This window comes from Tenacibaculum profundi (assembly GCF_052050075.1).
GTDB lineage: Bacteria > Bacteroidota > Bacteroidia > Flavobacteriales > Flavobacteriaceae > Polaribacter.
Genome location: NZ_CP197225.1, coordinates 2832881 through 2849207, shown reverse-complemented (window position 1 = coordinate 2849207; position 16327 = coordinate 2832881). Strand labels below are relative to the sequence as shown.

Here is a 16327-nt window from a genome sequence, read left to right as displayed (position 1 = left end):
CTTGTCTTAGTTGTCTTGGAATTAAAAATAAAAAGTCACTCCCCTTACCTCAAAGATAATTTAATTGAAATTAAAAAGCTACTAGACAATTATTTTCAACTAATTAAGTTTTCATAACAGAAAACCAATAATATAACTCTCAATGAGCATCGAAAAAGTATATAAAGGGGTTGTTTTTGACCTTGATGGAACCTTATTAAACACTATAGAAACGTATAGCAATATCATGAATGAGCTTCTCTCAAGAAAAAAATTTCCGCTACATGAAACTTCCTTATACAATACTTTTATAGGTAATGGAGCAAAAAACTTTATTAGATTGTCACTTCCTGAAGAGAAAAGGCAAGAAACCGTAATCAATAGCATGCTTCATGATTTTCACAAAATATATGAAGAAACATACAATAAGCATTCTAGAAGCTATGAAGGAATTACATCACTTTTGCTAAAACTACAAGCTTCGGAAATTAAACTTGGTATACTTTCAAATAAACTACACCATTTAACTATAAAATGTGCAGATTATTTTTTCCCTAAAATTAAATTCGAAAAAGTTCTAGGGCAATCAGAACAATATAAAAAACCGAACCCTGAAGGATTACTAGATATATCAAAGTCTTTAAATCTGGATTCTAAAGACATTCTTTTTGTGGGAGATACAGAAGTTGATATAAAAACTGCTCAAAATGCAAAAACACATTGCGCTGCTGTTACCTGGGGATATAGAACAAGAGATACATTAGCACTTTTAAAACCTGATTATATTATTGAATCCCCAGAAAACCTATTAAAAATAATTCGTGAGCCAAAACTGTTCTAATATCTCGAAATTTCAGTAGTAGAAATTCATTGTAACCTTTATTTTATTAACCTTTTTATTTTATTAACAATGGGGAGTCTAAAACTTCTTTTTATTTAATCTCTTACTTGTTAAGAGTTGTTTTTTATTCTCACCTAAATGGAACTCTTTATCTCCTTTTAGTAAACTACCTGTTGTTGCCCCAGCTTTTTTGTAAGACCTATCCCTTGATAGGGTATCTAACTTTTTGACTTCATTAGCAACTAATTTTTTCTCAAAATGATCACCTAGCGATTACTTCTTTTAATGAAAAATCTGTATTGATTATTTTTTAATAATCGTAAAACTACAATAGTAAAATATCTTATTGATTTAGTGTTTTAAGAAACTACTCATATCAACTATCCGTCAACCACATAAATACAAAATAACATTTCTTAAAGCTTCTAACAAAAACCTTGTTAAAAACTTAATATTTCATTAAAATTGCAAAATAAATACTAAAAAAATAACCCTTCATCAAATGAATAATAAAATTAATGCAAAAAAATATCACGAAGCAGTAAGCTCATATGATGAGTCAACAATATCAAGAATGGTTTGTGAAAACTATATTCAACATAATTTAAAGGTTCCAACAGGGAGAGCTGCTTTTATTGCCATGATTCCGAAGTTAAAAAAACATGGAAGTAAAATTGAAAATATTCGTATGCTTCAGGATGGCAAACATATTATTATGCATCATAAATGGTCGAATGCTCTTCCTTTTGGATTTAACGAGACAGCAGCTTTTCATATTATACGTTTTGACAACGATAATCTTATTTCAGAGCACTGGAATGTTATGACCAACTTAGGCAAGCCCAATACTTCTGGCAGGACATTAATAGACGGTAAAAAAGAAATAAAAGATACTGAAAAAACAGAAGAAAATAAATCTATTATAAAAGAGTTAATCAAAAATTATATAACTCTTGACAAATCTGGTATAGTAAAAATTATACCTTTATTTTTCGAAAAAAATTTTCATCAACACAATGAAAATTTTTCCGATGGGATTGAAAATATAATTGAAAATATAATCGAAGAGACAAAATTCCCTCATTATCAAGAGCAACATGCTGTTTTCGGTGAAGGAAATTTCATATTATCAATAAGTGAAGGGATTTACTTGAAGAAAAATTCAGCGCTATACGATCTATTTATGCTTGAAGAAGGAAAAATAGTTGCTCAATGGAATATTTATCAAGAAATCCCTACTGAGAACTTAGCTAACCAAAATACTATGTTCGACTTTTGAATATTTTCGAACACATGATTTCAATAGTAAGGCAGCTTCACTAGCTTTACCTGCTGATTCAATATATGAATCTGGCCTAACGATAATAACCTGATTTTCATATTGGTCGTAATCGGTCCAATAGGCTTCTTTTAGATTTTCTGAATGAATTTGAATAAAGTTTACATAAGTTGGCATCACAAGATCAACTGAATCATTACCAAAATAAAGCATTGTAAACTTAGTATAATCTAAAAGTGTATATAATCTTTTAACTTCACTTCCTTTGTTTACTTTAAAATCATGGATTCTTGTTCCTTCAATGCCATGCTCTCCATATCGAATTCCCATCCCTGTAATATTACCAGCTTTTCGTTCAACAATCTTCACATAATCTTTTGCATGAGTTCCTGTATCAGAATATTTTGTTGAGCGAACTAACTCTCCAGAACTCTCTATTACACTTAATGCTACAGGCTTTCTCTCATCCTCATAAGATTGAATTAACGACTTGTCAGTTCCGTAATTTTTAATCATATTTAATTTCCAAATTAAATTAAATGCATCGGAAAGCCCTGTATTTAAGCCTTGTCCTCCATTAACAGAATGAATATGACATGCATCTCCAGCGAGTATAACACGATTATCGATTAGAAATTTTTCAGATACTGATTCTTTTACTGAAAATTGAGAAAACCAAACTAATTCCTTAATTTTAATAGTATGAGGTGCCATTGCAATATTAATTCTTTCCATCGCTTCTTCAATCGTAAAATCTTTTCTATCCATTCGGATATAAAATCGATCAATATTACCTTCTCTTGGAATCCAGGCAACATCAGATGTTTCTGCTTGAAAAACAATAATTTCAGGAACTCGTGTGAAACTAGTTTCGAATACAGCATCAATTACTGCCCAAACAATCTGAGGCCTTGTTATTTCAAAAGGGATATTAAAATGATTCCTAACAAATGATCTTGAGCCATCTGAACCAATCACATAATCAGACTCAATAACATCCCCATTTTCAAGTGTACTAACACAACCTTTATCTGTAACAACTATATCTTTTACAACTGTCTGTCGAAGTACAGGAGCATCAATAGCCGTTAGTTTTTGATCAAGTGATTGCTCAATAAATGCTTGACCTAACATTAAAAAATGTTTATGGAAACATCCCTCAAGAGCGTCCCACCAACCTGATTGTCTGGACACAAACTCTCCTTTCTCCCAAATAGAACTTGTGTTACAAGGCAAGCCGAGAGGATATATATCCTCAAATAAATCTGCTACTTCCAATAACTGTAAAGTTCGTCCATTTAGAGCATCTGCTCTTCCAACCTCTAAAGGAGCTTCAGATTTATCGATAATAATTGTTTTTAAACCTGATTTTTCTGCTAAATATGCTGATAACAGACCTACTGGGCCAGCTCCAATAATAAATATATCTGTTTTTTGTTTCATTATTTTGTATGTATTAAATGAGGATTGTTTAAAGGCTTTTTATCTAGTAACTGTACTCTCCGAATATGTCTTGGGGCATCTTTTGTAAAAGGTTCTCGACCATGCAATAAAGTATGGTTATCAGAGAATACAATATCTCCTGTTTGCCATTGATGAGTATACATATTCTCCGGAGAGTATAAAACATCATTAAGTTTTGATATAAAACTCTTAATTTCTTCTTTTGGAATACCTTCGATCTCAAATCCAGGATGGTTTACAAAAGAACTATCATTACTATTAGGGGGTTGACAATAACGAATAACCTTATACCCTCTCTCATGATGTTCAGTCAAAATTGGTGCTACCGTTTTGCTATCGTAATATTCCATCTTTCTGGAATAAGTACAACTAATCTTGCTAAGATATTCAATAAAACTGTCCGATTGTTTTTCTAACACTCTCTTTGTATTTACGAAAGTAGTTCCTCCTTTGTTATTAACTCCAGGAGCCTGAACACAATGGAACACCTGTGTAGCAGGAACTTGCTCTCTATACATTCCATCCCAGTGTAAAGGAATATAACTGTTATCAAAAATATGATCTTTAGGTTTTTCATGAACAATAAGCTCTAAAACTTTTCCAAAAGGCCATAAACTAATTTCTCCATGCTTTTCGCAGTACTCAGAGAACTCTTCAGCATTACTAAAACTTTTAAAACCTCTAAAAGCAATCAAATGCTCTTCAGAAAGTTTCTTTTTTATATGATCGATGTCAATATCAAATATACTACCTTCTCCATTTAGAGGTTCAATTATCAAACCAAACGGATACAACTTTTTAATTTTAAAATTCATATTTTAACTTTTTTAGCTATTTAATTGATCTTTCAAAATACTTGCATTTATTCAACAAGCTCAAAATGGCTTGGTCGGCCATTTTCATCACTTACTAACACTGTGTTTAATTTTTTCGCTTCTTTATGCTTCATTAGCATATAACTGTTACCACTTTTAACAGCTACACCATGCCATGGTGTCATCCATGTTTCAGTCCCAAGAAGCTGAATACCAATCTTCTTAGAACCACATATTTGAGGATGTATAGACAACCTAATAGCATCAGGAAATTCCTCCGCTATTAAATCTGTCCAAGCATTACTCCGAATAATTGCTTGATAAGCTTTTATTTTACACTCTTTTTGAATAGATGTTTTGGATTTTACTTGACTTGGATGCATTGAATCTTCTACTAGGAACCTTGTAAGCCCGCAATACATTCGATGTGCCTCTTTATCTGAAGGAACATCTGAGTCATTCCCTCCTCGTTTGACTTTATTTTTAAGTTCATCTAAACTCTGACCATATTTTTCCAATAAAACTTCTCTTGCATAATCAAAACTTACTTCTTTGAAAACATCATCTAAATTAAAAGTAGAAATAGCCGTTAATTCTGATTCCTTAATAATATGCTCTATTTCTGCTTGGTAATTTGTTATATTCTCCTCTGTTATACCCACCACATCACTAAATACCCGGCCATCTGAACAAATGATAACTCTTGCTCCTGGAGGATAAATGCTTTTAATTTCTTCACATAAATTATTTAAAAATTTAAGCGCTTGTTTCTCTGCCATATCAGGAAGTGAACCTAGTACTTTAGAAGGATTAGGAGATTTACCAGGAAAAGCAGGCAATACAAAACTAATAGCTTGTTTACTTTTAACAGCCCTGATAACTTTATTCAAGTGAGGAGCATGACATTTATTACAATCTGTAGGGCACTTATGCCCCCCAGAATCTACCATTCTCCTAAACTTCATTACTTTTATTAGGATAGCTCTTGCTATGTTAGTTATTTGACTTGAGTGATTTAGTGTTTTAAGTTCTTTATTTAAAACTTTCATAAAACGAATATTAAAGGGTTATTTATTTTTGATTTTTGAATGTTGATACCCTACCGTCACTTTTTAAGTAACAGAATAAAGCTTTCATTATGTAAAAAGAAATACCATTAATGTACAAGAAGAGAATGCATCTCGATTCTAAACATTAAACGATCTATTAAAAATTGAATACGTTAATTGGAAGAAGAAAATTTAATAATATTTAAATTGAAACTATTTGAAGCCTAATACTACGTATTTTGTGTTCATTTTTCGGGTTCATCATTTTGGAGTTTTAAGGGTTAATTTATGATGTAATCAAATAGGGAGTTTCTATTTATACAACTTCTAAGCCCAAAACTAAAAGTTCTTTTTAAAAATTATTTATGAAAAAACACTTTATAGTTATTAATTTAAGAACATTCACTAATTTTAATATTTATTTATGAAATAAAAAGAGGAATTAATAAGAATACAGCAAATAAAAATATTTTTTTCTCTTGCAATAAAGCACATATATCTTCATTCTTCATAACAGCCAGGAATAACTGGCTAACCATTGAATAAAATCAAATAGACAATTCATTTTATAGAATAACTCTCCACAAGCATATTAATTAGCGTATTCAACTAGCTCGTTATTTTTATTATTGTAAAGCAACACAACTTTTAATTCGGGATGTAATTTTAAAAAGTTCTTTGTTTTATCCAACCCCATAGCAAGAAATGCTGTAGCATAAGCATCAGCATTAGCGCAATCACCTTTAACTCTTACTGAAACACTTAGCAAATTACTTTCAACAGCAAGCCCTGTTTTTGTATTGATAGTATGAACTATTTTCTCTCCTTTTTCATTAATTTTAAATTTCCTGTAGTTACCTGATGTTGCCATAGACTCATTATTAAGTTCAATTATTCTTTGGAATGATCTAGTGCCATCTATATTTGGCTTTTCAATGCCAACTTTCCACCCCGCACCATACTTTTTTCCTCTTGCCCTAATTTCTCCACCTATTTCAATCAAATAATTAAATATTTTTTTGCTTTCCAAAAACCTTCCAACAACATCAACTCCAAATCCTTTCGCTAAGGCATTCACATTAAACTCCATATCATCATTTTCACGATAGACTCTTCCATCTTTTAACCTTACTTTATCAAACCCTACTCCGTCCATTAATACAGCTAGCTCTTCTTTTGAAAGACTTCTTTTCTCATTACCTGAACCAAACCCATAAGCATCTACGATTTTCCCAATAGTTGGATCAAAATAACCATCAGTTTGTTCATATATTTTCTTCGCCTTATCGAATACTTCAATAAATAATTCATCAACTACAACCGTAGTATCACCTTTGTTTATTTTTGAAATATCAGAATCAGCTTTATATGTAGACAAAGATTTATTAAATCTTTTAAATAGACTATCAATCGATTTTTGGTAACTACTTTCATCAAGATATTTTATGTAGTATGTAGTTCCAAAGACAGCTCCTTTTAGAACTGTAAAATCTTTTTCATCGAGCTCGTCACTTTTTTTCATCTTACAAGATGTAAGAAGTAAAACAATAAAAGTTGTTAGTATTAAAAGAAGCTTTCGCATTGATTCACTTTTTTCATCAAAAATAACATTTTGTTGTTTCTTAAAAGATTGTTAATTGTCTTTTTTGTCTATTCATTTTTATAAATTTGTTTAATCAATTTATATTTTTGAATAAATCACTTAAAATGAAAAGAATAATCATATTGTCAATAGCTACATCTTTATTAGTTTCTTGTGCTTCTACAAAAGAACTAGAAGCTACTAAGGCAGCTCATGAAAAAACAAAAGAAGAGCTATTGGCCACTAAAACAAACTTAACAAAATGCCTTGTAGAAAAAGAAAGGTTTCAGGAGAAGTCTGCTATCCTACAAACGACCGTTGACGATTTAAGAAAAGACAAAAAAGAAACTCTAAAACAAGTAGGAGATTTAACAGTACTTACTCAAGGTGCCAATGATAACATTAAAGAAACATTATCTCAATTAAGTAAAAAAGATAAATACATAAACAAAATAAGAGCGGCTGCATCAAAAAAAGATTCTCTTAATCTAGCTGTTGCTTTTCATCTCAAAAAAGAATTACAAGAAGGAATTGATGATCAGGACATTGAAGTTAATGTAGAAAAAACGGTAGTTTTCATATCAATCTCTGATAAATTACTATTCAAAAGTGGAAGTTACACTATTAACGAAAAAGCCTCTAAAGTACTAGAAAAGGTAGCTACTGTAGTTAATGGTCAACCAGAGATGGATGTGATGATTGAAGGACATACTGATAATACTCCTGTTGGTAAAAAATCGAGCATAAAAGATAACTGGGATTTAAGTGTAAAAAGATCAACGGCTATTGTAAGAGAATTGCAAAATAAGTACAAAGTTGTACCTAGTAGATTAATTGCAGCAGGAAGAAGTAGCTACACACCACTAGTTGAAAATAATAGTCCTACTAATAGAGCAATCAATAGACGTACAAAAATTATTATATTACCAAGATTAAACCAGTTTTTTGATTTATTAGATCAAAAAGTAGAATAGTATTGAAGAATCGCTTACACACTAATAAAGAACTACTTAACCAAGTAGTTCTTTGCTTTTAAAAAATAATTTCCTCAATATTCAAACTTGCAAAGACCTTTACTTTAATAATAACTCTCTTATCCTAATAGCAAGTATTGTACTTTACAATCAATCTCTAAATACAATAACACCATCTCTTTCAAATTTTATTAATGTTCTCAGTATCGGTTTCTTTTTAACGCAGGAGTTATTTACTATACCCTAAGACTCTTACGTTATATATTTACTAATAATACCTTCAAAATACTACGGCAGTAAACTTAATAAAAATACAACCGAACTAATTTATGGGTTTTTGTTATCCATTTTTTATATTTTCTTTTCAGAAAAAAACCTTTTTGGCAAGAATATCATAGAATATATTGCTTTATTGCTGTCGACCATCTATTATACAAGTATAAAATTGCTCAAAATATTCATGAATCATACCCATTACCACTACTGATAGGATGTATTCTAAGAATTCTATTTTTGAGTATAAAATATGCTACAAAAACGAATACGTATACATTGAATTCCAATAGTAAAATCTCGTTAACACAAAAACTCCCTATTGCTTTTTTATTTTTAGTCTTTTTCTCTCATTTCATTTAAATACCAAAAAGACTGATGCAAAATTCTTTCAGAATATTAATGTAAATGAAATTGCAAAATCGGGATTGTACTCGTTTTTTGCTACTTGTAAAAGTAACGAACTAAATTACCACGACTTTTATAAAACTATCTCAAAAAAAGGCTAACTCAATATTGAAAAATAAATATGAAACCAATCAAAATGTATTAATTGATATCCAATGGTATAAAAAGTAAAAAAGAGGGATCGAAAAAAAACTTAATAGCATTTTTATTAGACTTAAAAGTCTAAATGCTCTATTTATGACAACCTTTGGTAATGATCAAAACTGGAAACCTATCCTAAATTCCTTAGCTAAGGAATCGATTTTCTTTTCCAATTTATATGCTACAGGAACAAGAACAATAAGAGGCTTAGAAGCTATAAGCCTTTCAATATCTTCTATTCTATGAAAGAGTAAAGTTATTTTTCTTTTAATTTTCTATAATCAAGTAAGACCTTACAATAAAGCCCTTAAAACTGGTGTAATCTTTATTTTACCGATTGATATTTTTTGTATTCAAGTAACATAATGAATAAAATTTGACACCTATTGTGACACCTACATATAATTAATTTATTTCTATTTTATTGAAATTGATCACTATGAGTTTCATCTTGAAAAGTAATAAAGCTGAAAAACCTACACTAATTTATTTCAAATATTTTGTATCAAAGAAAGAAGAAAGACTGGTTTATTCTAAAAAAAAATACTACCCGAAGATTGGGACAAAGAAACTCAAATACCATTAATCAAAAGAGGACGAATAATATCATCGAGAGAAGTAATTATAAACCCAGAAAGTACTCAAAATGAAGGAAATTACACCTATACTTTCACAAAAGAAAACTTTGAAGAATCCGGCTTAGCAGGAACACACTATCAAAGATTTTACCAGATAATATTAACTGCCGGAAATAAACATTACACAAAAAAATTATAAGAACACGTTAAAAAATTAAAAATAATGAAAAAACTGTTTTCTTTATTACTAAACATAATAAATACATAAAATATGCTTCATCTCATTTTTAAATTATTTATAACGCCTCGCGAGTATGGGGCGTTTTAATGCAGTTTAGGTGTTGTTGTGCATAGTGTTTTTTGTTTTTTGATCAGTTTTATAATCAGAAATGGAATTCCAAGTCCAATAAATATATTGTTGTGTACAATTCAAAAGGTTCAGTTACTATGTATTGCGGCTCTAAAGGATTTTCAGGTTTTCCAATGAATGTTAAAATAAATAGTCCGATTTCAAACATTATGATCACAGAAAATAAAATGGTCGCAATATCCATTATTAATTTGGCTAACTTAAACTCAGTTCTCGTTAAGTTATGTAGCATTCCGAATATGGGAATCGTCGATAAAATAAGATAGTCAAAACGAGTACTTGAGAATACAACAAAAATCTGTTACAGGAAGTAAGTTATTTAAAATTCCAACCATAATTCTAACTCCAAAATCATAATAAAGACCAATAAAGACCAACAGACTAATTCCGAAAATCATATATTTATATTCTTTGATATTTTATTCAATATGTTCCGTTTTTGCAGTTGGTTTACATCAAGCACAACTAGCGGATATAATATTAATTCAAAACACCTAAAACCCCATAAAAATAATAAGCTCATACCGTTTAAAAGACACTTTTTTCCGAATACAAACACTTACAAACGAATAAAAATATTTATTTCTCTTACCATAATTATGTCAAAGAACTTTTTTCGTTTTTAAAGTATCGGAGAACCTACTATTTAATTCGTTTATTAAATCTTGGGCATAAAAAACATTTCTTAAAAGATGCCATGTAGTGAGTGTTTTTTTAAGTAATATCGTGCTTCATTTTTACCTTACAATAACATCTGAACTAAAGCTTTAAACTCATCAATTTCTTTCTATTGCTTTTCTAAAGCACTAAATTACTTTTCTTAAATTAACATCTTTAATAGAGCTAACTAATTTAAAAACAAACAACTAACAAGTAGATATAAACGATCCTATTCAGTGTTAAATTATTTTAGAAATACCTTTGTTTTTCTTGTTAATTGTATTTAGCTTTATTATGTAATAAACTTAAGATCTGTTTATTACAGATATTTTATATAAATAATTAACCAAAAATAGTTAAAAATGTCTATTTATCAAGTTCAAAACAAATGGGGAGATTCTCCATTGCAACAAGGTGGAATCTTTGTTTTAGGTTCAAGAAGTAATCAAGATTTAGTGGATATCAATATCAATTCAACTGATGGTGGTAAAACTCTTACTGGAACTATAACCTACAAAGGTGAAGGTCCTATTGGATTTAAAGGGGTACAAGTCATAGGAAATAATTACAAGGTAGAGTATGAATGGTCTAATACTTGGAACGATGGTGGAAATTGGGTTATTGGAGCCAGAGATGGTCAAAATGTAGTAGCATTAAAAGTAAGTGCTGTAGAAAATACCAAAGATTTAAAAGGAGAAGTTACTTATGAAGGAGAAGGACCTATTGTTTTCCAAGGTAAGGAAACTGCAGGTAGCGCTTATGAGGTACAAAATCAATGGGGAGGACCAAATTCCCCATGGAATCCTGGAGGTGTTTTTGTTTTAGGCTCACGTGATAAGCAACAACCAATTGCGTTAGATATAAAGTCTAATGACGAGGGTCAAACTTTTACTGGTACAATGACTTATGAAGGAGAAGGACCAATTGATTTGGAAGCTACATTCGTTATGGGTAATGTTTACAGTGTGCAAAATAAATGGGGTGGTCCTTGGCATTCAACTGGATACTTCATTATTGGAGCTAGAGAAAATCAAAGAGCGGTAGAGTTAAAAGTTTCTTCTGAAAATGAAGGACAAACTCTTACTGGAAAAATGACTTATAAAGGAGAAGGTCCTATTGAGGTTACTGCATCAACTGTTGATAAGTTAACAACAGTATAATTAATCTAATTGTACGTTAAGGACTGTCTGAAAAGATTTCTTTTCAGACAGTTTATATATTTTTAATAAGGGACAATTTTTATCGGTAATTTTATAAAGTTCGTCAGTGGCTAGTCGTTAGTCAAAAAAAAGTTCATACTATTAATTTTACATATATCCGTTTGATAGAAGCAAATGATGAGAGGTCTCTAATAGTAAACCATAAAAAAATAGGTTTTTAAAGTTATATGAATTACTTCTTTTAGAAACATTAAAAAAACATTCAAATTATTATTGAGACGACAAAAACAACAAGCTTATGATAAAAGAAACTGAATTTGATTTACTTGATAAACTATAACTTACTATCATTCAGCTTTTGACATATTTAAAAACAATGATTTAAAAATCAAGCAACTGTTTGTTAATAACATAATTAATCGTACCTTTGCAGACCTTTTTTAAGGTAAAAAAAATCATTAACAAAAACTAATCGTGTAAATATGGACACATTAAGTTACAAAACAGTATCAGCTAATAAAGCTACCGTTAATAAAGAGTGGGTTTTAGTTGATGCGGACGGGCAAACATTGGGTCGTCTAGCTTCTAAAGTTGCAAAACTTATTAGAGGTAAGTACAAACCAAATTTCACTCCTCATGTTGACTGTGGAGACAACGTTGTTATTATCAACGCTGAAAAAATCAATTTAACAGGTAAAAAGTGGACTGATAAATCTTATATCCGTCATACTGGATATCCAGGAGGACAAAGATCGCTTACTGCCACAGAACTTTTTGAAAAGGATCCTACGAGAATTATCGAAAAAGCAGTAAAAGGAATGTTACCTAAAAATAAACTAGGTAGCGCGTTATTCAGAAATTTATATGTTTATGCAGGTTCAGAGCACAAGCAAGATGCTCAAAACCCAAAAGCAATTAACCTTAACGATCTTAAATAATGGAAACTGTACACAAAATAGGTAGAAGAAAAACAGCGGTAGCTCGTGTTTATGTTTCACAAGGAAGTGGAAATATTACCGTAAACAAAAGAGAGTTTAAAAACTACTTCACTACTCCAACTTTACAATATAAAGTTCAGCAGCCTTTAATGTTGACTGAGAACTTAGAATCTTTCGATGTAAAAGTAAATGTCTATGGCGGTGGTGTTACTGGTCAGGCTGAGGCTATTCGTTTAGCAATAACAAGAGCTCTAGTAGCTATAAACGAAGAAAATAAAGCAGTATTAAAACCAGAAGGACTATTGACTCGTGATCCAAGAATGGTTGAGCGTAAGAAATTTGGTCAGAAAAAAGCACGTAAGAAATTCCAGTTCTCTAAACGTTAATCGTTTATTAGAACTGTTACTTTCAAAATTATATTTTTTTATTAACAGTTTAGTATCTAAATATTTCAGACGTAAAAACTACTGAAATATTGCGAAAACAGAACGTAAACACATTTATTAAAATGGTAAACATTCAAGAATTATTAGAGAGTGGCGTACACTTTGGTCACTTAACTAGAAAGTGGGATCCTAACATGGCTCCTTATATTTATACAGAAAGAAATGGTGTTCACATCATCGATCTGTATAAAACTTCAGCAAAGATTGATGAAGCTTCTAAAGCCTTACAAAAGATAGCTAATTCGGGTCGCAAAATTTTATTTGTTGCAACCAAAAAACAAGCTAAAGATATTGTAGCTGAAAAAGCTAAATCGGTAAATATGCCTTACATTACTGAGCGTTGGCCAGGGGGTATGTTAACTAATTTCGTTACAATTAGGAAAGCTGTAAAAAAAATGGCTTCTATCGACAGGATGAAGCAAGACGGATCTTTTGATGCACTTTCAAAAAGGGAAAAACTACAAATTAACCGTCAACGTGAAAAGTTAGAAAAAAACTTAGGTTCTATTGCCGATATGACTCGTTTACCGGGTGCTCTTTTTGTAATTGATATCAAAAAAGAACATATTGCTGTAGCTGAGGCGCAAAAATTAAATATTCCTATTTTTGCAATGGTAGATACCAACTCTGATCCAAGACCAATTGACTTTGTAATTCCTTCTAATGATGACGCATCTAAGTCTATAGATAAAGTTTTATCTTACGTTACCGATGCAATCGCTGAAGGATTATCTGAAAGAAAAGCGGATAAAGAAAAAGCTAAGGCAGAAAAAGAAGCTAATACGGAAGAAGCAACTACTGAAGAAGCTAAATAAAATAATCATCATTTAAAGGTTTCGAAACATTGAAACCTTTATTTTTTTTAACTTTGATCTTAACAAAATAATTACAACTAAAAAATAACGATAGAAATGTCAAAAATAAGCGCTGCTGACGTAAAGAAATTAAGAGAAACTACCGGAGCTGGTATGATGGATTGTAAAAATGCATTAGTAGAAGCTGAAGGTAATTTTGATAAAGCAATTGAAGTTTTACGTAAAAAAGGACAAAAAATAGCTGCTAAAAGAGCAGATCGTGAGTCTACTGAAGGTGTTGCTATCACCAAAATCAGCGATGACAACACATATGGTGTTGCTATAGTATTAGCTTGTGAAACAGATTTCGTTGCTAAAAATGATTCATTCAAAAAATTAGCTTCTGAATTTGTTGATGTTGCTTTCAACTGCAAAACTAAAGAAGAGTTTTTAGCTGCTGATTTTGGAGGTATCCCTGTAACTGAAAAATTAATTGAGCAAACTGGTGTTATCGGTGAAAAAATCGATATTACTTCTTTCGAAAGAATTGAGGCACCATACGTAGGAGCATATACTCATGTTGGTAAGATTGCTGCTATCGTTGGATTGAGTGCAGCTGTTGATAAAGCTGACGTATTAACTAAGGATTTAGCTATGCAAGCTGCTTCTATGGGAGCTACAACTTTATCATACAAAGATTTTGACCCTGCCTATGTTGCTGCTGAAACAGAAGCCAGAATCGCTGCGATTGTAAAGGACAACGAAGAGTTAGTCCGTTTGGGAAAAACTCTTAAAAATATTCCTCAGTTCGTTTCAAGACTTCAATTAACTGACGAAGCTTTGGCAGCTGCTGAGCAAGAAGCTAAGGAGCAGTTAAAAGCTGAAGGAAAGCCAGAACAAATCTGGGATAAAATTTTACCCGGTAAAATTGAAAGATTTATCTCAGATAATACTACTTTAGATCAAGAACAAGCTTTATTAGATCAAAAGTTTATCAAAGACGAAAAGAAAACTGTTGCTGAATATATCAAAACTTACGGTAATGTAGAAGTTAAAACTTTCGCAAGAGTTACTCTTGGATAATCTTTTATTTCTAAAATATTCTAAACCATCCCTAAACTGGGATGGTTTTTTTTCTAGTATATTAAAATCTAAAATTAAAAAAAATGATTAGTTTTGCACAACTTTCAATAAGATTATGCAATACAAAAGAATTCTTTTAAAACTAAGCGGTGAAGCTTTAATGGGGGAAAGACAATATGGAATTGACCCTAAAAGACTGCAAGAATATGCTGAAGAGATTAAAGAGGTTGTTGAAAAAAATATAGAAGTAGCCATCGTTATTGGTGGTGGAAATATTTTTAGAGGAGTCGCTGGTGCTAGTAACGGTATGGATCGTGTTCAAGGAGATCATATGGGTATGCTAGCGACATGTATAAATGGTTTAGCACTTCAAAGTGCTTTAGAAGATCAAGGAGTTCAAACTAGATTACAAACAGCAATTGAAATTAAAGAAATTGCAGAACCTTACATTAAAAGAAGAGCTAATAGACATCTAGAAAAAGGAAGGGTTGTTATTTTTGGTGGAGGGACTGGTAATCCCTATTTCACAACGGATACAGCAGCTGTATTACGCGCTATTGAAGTAAATGCTGATGCCATTTTAAAAGGAACTCGAGTTGATGGTATATATAATGATGATCCTGAAAAGAATAAAGATGCTATTAAATTTAATAGTATTACCTTTAAAGACGTTATAGAAAAGGGCCTTAAAGTAATGGATATGACAGCGTTTACTTTAAGTGAAGAAAATAAATTACCTATTATTGTTTTTGATATGAACAAAAAAGGCAACTTACTAAAACTTGTTTCAGGAGAACAGATTGGAACAGTAGTTAACAACAGATAAATTATTAATTGCCTCTTTTAAATAGAGGTTTCTAAATACTAATATAATGAATGAAGAAATTGATTTTATTTTAGATACGGCTAAAGAAGCAATGAATAAAGCTATTGATCATTTAATTAAGGAATTAAGAAGTATTAGAGCTGGTAAGGCATCTCCCGCAATGCTTGCTAATGTTCAAGTAGATTACTATGGCGCTTCAACACCACTAGGACAAGTTGCCAATGTTAATACTCCGGATGCACGTACAATATCTATTCAGCCATGGGAAAAAAATATGCTTCAAGAAATCGAGAAAGCTATCATGGTTGCTAATTTAGGTTTCAATCCAATGAATAATGGAGAGAATATTATTATTAACGTTCCTCCTCTAACAGAAGAAAGAAGGAGAGAATTAGCAAAGCAAGCAAAAGCAGAAGCTGAACATGCAAAAGTAGGTGTAAGAAATGCTAGAAAAGAGGCGAACAATGATATAAAAAAGACTGATATCTCTGATGATATGAAAAAAAACGCCGAAGCAGATATTCAAGACTTAACCAATCAATTTATTAAACAAATTGAAGAGAAACTTGTTGTAAAAGAAAGTGAAATAATGACGGTTTAATACTGGTAATTAATTAATATTTAAAAGAGTGTTTTTAGCACTCTTTTTTTATTTATTACACTCATT

Annotated in this window: 15 protein-coding genes; 11 read left to right on the top strand and 4 right to left on the bottom strand. The window is 30.9% G+C overall.

Translation table 11 applies throughout. The features are described from left to right. The first annotated feature begins 142 nt into the window (after positions 1-142). Positions 143-820, top strand: a complete 678-nt coding sequence (locus tag ACSIGE_RS11615; protein WP_440880037.1) for an HAD family hydrolase — start codon at positions 143-145, stop codon at positions 818-820. 502 nt (positions 821-1322) lie between these two features. Continuing rightward, positions 1323-2099: a nuclear transport factor 2 family protein gene (locus ACSIGE_RS11610; protein ID WP_440880036.1), complete on the top strand. Its 777-nt coding sequence runs from the start codon at positions 1323-1325 to the stop codon at positions 2097-2099. On the opposite strand, the gene ACSIGE_RS11605 is transcribed toward ACSIGE_RS11610, so the two are convergent. From ACSIGE_RS11605 to ACSIGE_RS11590, 4 genes are all read right to left on the bottom strand, one after another. Further along, positions 2067-3542 (bottom strand): FAD-binding protein, encoded by a 1476-nt coding sequence (locus ACSIGE_RS11605; RefSeq protein ID WP_440880035.1) that lies wholly within the window; start codon positions 3540-3542, stop codon positions 2067-2069. The two genes, ACSIGE_RS11610 and ACSIGE_RS11605, sit on opposite strands and share 33 nt — an antisense overlap. After that, positions 3542-4378, bottom strand: coding sequence for a TauD/TfdA dioxygenase family protein (locus ACSIGE_RS11600; protein WP_440880034.1), 837 nt, complete (start codon positions 4376-4378; stop codon positions 3542-3544). The genes ACSIGE_RS11605 and ACSIGE_RS11600 overlap by 1 nt, the downstream gene beginning before the upstream one ends. Positions 4379-4425: 47 nt before the next feature. Next, positions 4426-5427: an L-tyrosine/L-tryptophan isonitrile synthase family protein gene (locus tag ACSIGE_RS11595; protein ID WP_440880033.1), complete on the bottom strand. Its 1002-nt coding sequence runs from the start codon at positions 5425-5427 to the stop codon at positions 4426-4428. A gap of 592 nt (positions 5428-6019) precedes the next feature. Next, the gene (locus tag ACSIGE_RS11590; RefSeq protein WP_440880032.1) at positions 6020-6949 is read right to left on the bottom strand and encodes an FAD:protein FMN transferase; all 930 of its coding nucleotides are present in this window, start codon (positions 6947-6949) and stop codon (positions 6020-6022) included. Between the two features lie 185 nt (positions 6950-7134). Here ACSIGE_RS11590 and ACSIGE_RS11585 point away from each other — a divergent pair, with 185 nt between their 5' ends. The 9 genes from ACSIGE_RS11585 to frr all read left to right on the top strand — a co-directional run bounded on the left by ACSIGE_RS11585 (position 7135) and on the right by frr (position 16261). Beyond that, a complete protein-coding gene (locus ACSIGE_RS11585; protein ID WP_440880031.1) occupies positions 7135-7983 on the top strand; it encodes an OmpA/MotB family protein in 849 nt (282 codons plus the stop codon). Positions 7984-8901: 918 nt separating this feature from the next. Further along, positions 8902-9051 carry a hypothetical protein gene (locus ACSIGE_RS11580; RefSeq protein ID WP_440880030.1) on the top strand — a complete coding sequence of 50 codons (150 nt, stop codon included), beginning with the start codon at positions 8902-8904 and terminating at the stop codon, positions 9049-9051. A gap of 1724 nt (positions 9052-10775) precedes the next feature. Further along, on the top strand, positions 10776-11573 hold the full coding sequence (locus ACSIGE_RS11575) for a lectin OAA family protein (protein ID WP_440880029.1): 798 nt from the start codon (positions 10776-10778) through the stop codon (positions 11571-11573). 482 nt (positions 11574-12055) lie between these two features. After that, the gene (gene rplM / locus ACSIGE_RS11570; protein WP_440880028.1) at positions 12056-12511 is read left to right on the top strand and encodes a 50S ribosomal protein L13; all 456 of its coding nucleotides are present in this window, start codon (positions 12056-12058) and stop codon (positions 12509-12511) included. Further along, positions 12511-12897 carry a 30S ribosomal protein S9 gene (gene rpsI, locus ACSIGE_RS11565; protein ID WP_440880027.1) on the top strand — a complete coding sequence of 129 codons (387 nt, stop codon included), beginning with the start codon at positions 12511-12513 and terminating at the stop codon, positions 12895-12897. Before rplM ends, rpsI begins: the two co-directional genes overlap by 1 nt. A 122-nt stretch (positions 12898-13019) precedes the next feature. Beyond that, the gene (rpsB, locus tag ACSIGE_RS11560; RefSeq protein WP_440882215.1) at positions 13020-13772 is read left to right on the top strand and encodes a 30S ribosomal protein S2; all 753 of its coding nucleotides are present in this window, start codon (positions 13020-13022) and stop codon (positions 13770-13772) included. 96 nt (positions 13773-13868) lie between these two features. Then, complete coding sequence (gene tsf, locus ACSIGE_RS11555; RefSeq protein ID WP_440880026.1) at positions 13869-14834, top strand: translation elongation factor Ts; 966 nt, start codon at positions 13869-13871, stop codon at positions 14832-14834. A gap of 115 nt (positions 14835-14949) precedes the next feature. Then, positions 14950-15660, top strand: a complete 711-nt coding sequence (gene pyrH, locus ACSIGE_RS11550) for a UMP kinase (RefSeq protein ID WP_440880025.1) — start codon at positions 14950-14952, stop codon at positions 15658-15660. Between the two features lie 46 nt (positions 15661-15706). Then, complete coding sequence (gene frr / locus ACSIGE_RS11545; RefSeq protein ID WP_440880024.1) at positions 15707-16261, top strand: ribosome recycling factor; 555 nt, start codon at positions 15707-15709, stop codon at positions 16259-16261. Positions 16262-16327 lie beyond the last annotated feature (66 nt).

Excerpts from the sequence above, each read along its gene's own strand:
- ACSIGE_RS11615 (WP_440880037.1), top strand. The coding sequence starts at position 143 with ATGAGCATCGAAAAAGTATATAAAGGGGTTGTTTTTGACCTTGATGGA.
- ACSIGE_RS11600 (WP_440880034.1), bottom strand. The coding sequence starts at position 4,378 with ATGAATTTTAAAATTAAAAAGTTGTATCCGTTTGGTTTGATAATTGAA.
- ACSIGE_RS11585 (WP_440880031.1), top strand. The coding sequence starts at position 7,135 with ATGAAAAGAATAATCATATTGTCAATAGCTACATCTTTATTAGTTTCT.
- ACSIGE_RS11595 (WP_440880033.1), bottom strand. The coding sequence starts at position 5,427 with ATGAAAGTTTTAAATAAAGAACTTAAAACACTAAATCACTCAAGTCAA.
- ACSIGE_RS11590 (WP_440880032.1), bottom strand. The coding sequence starts at position 6,949 with ATGAAAAAAAGTGACGAGCTCGATGAAAAAGATTTTACAGTTCTAAAA.
- tsf (WP_440880026.1), top strand. The coding sequence starts at position 13,869 with ATGTCAAAAATAAGCGCTGCTGACGTAAAGAAATTAAGAGAAACTACC.
- ACSIGE_RS11605 (WP_440880035.1), bottom strand. The coding sequence starts at position 3,542 with ATGAAACAAAAAACAGATATATTTATTATTGGAGCTGGCCCAGTAGGT.
- rplM (WP_440880028.1), top strand. The coding sequence starts at position 12,056 with ATGGACACATTAAGTTACAAAACAGTATCAGCTAATAAAGCTACCGTT.
- ACSIGE_RS11610 (WP_440880036.1), top strand. The coding sequence starts at position 1,323 with ATGAATAATAAAATTAATGCAAAAAAATATCACGAAGCAGTAAGCTCA.
- frr (WP_440880024.1), top strand. The coding sequence starts at position 15,707 with ATGAATGAAGAAATTGATTTTATTTTAGATACGGCTAAAGAAGCAATG.
- ACSIGE_RS11575 (WP_440880029.1), top strand. The coding sequence starts at position 10,776 with ATGTCTATTTATCAAGTTCAAAACAAATGGGGAGATTCTCCATTGCAA.
- rpsB (WP_440882215.1), top strand. The coding sequence starts at position 13,020 with ATGGTAAACATTCAAGAATTATTAGAGAGTGGCGTACACTTTGGTCAC.
- pyrH (WP_440880025.1), top strand. The coding sequence starts at position 14,950 with ATGCAATACAAAAGAATTCTTTTAAAACTAAGCGGTGAAGCTTTAATG.
- rpsI (WP_440880027.1), top strand. The coding sequence starts at position 12,511 with ATGGAAACTGTACACAAAATAGGTAGAAGAAAAACAGCGGTAGCTCGT.
- ACSIGE_RS11580 (WP_440880030.1), top strand. The coding sequence starts at position 8,902 with ATGACAACCTTTGGTAATGATCAAAACTGGAAACCTATCCTAAATTCC.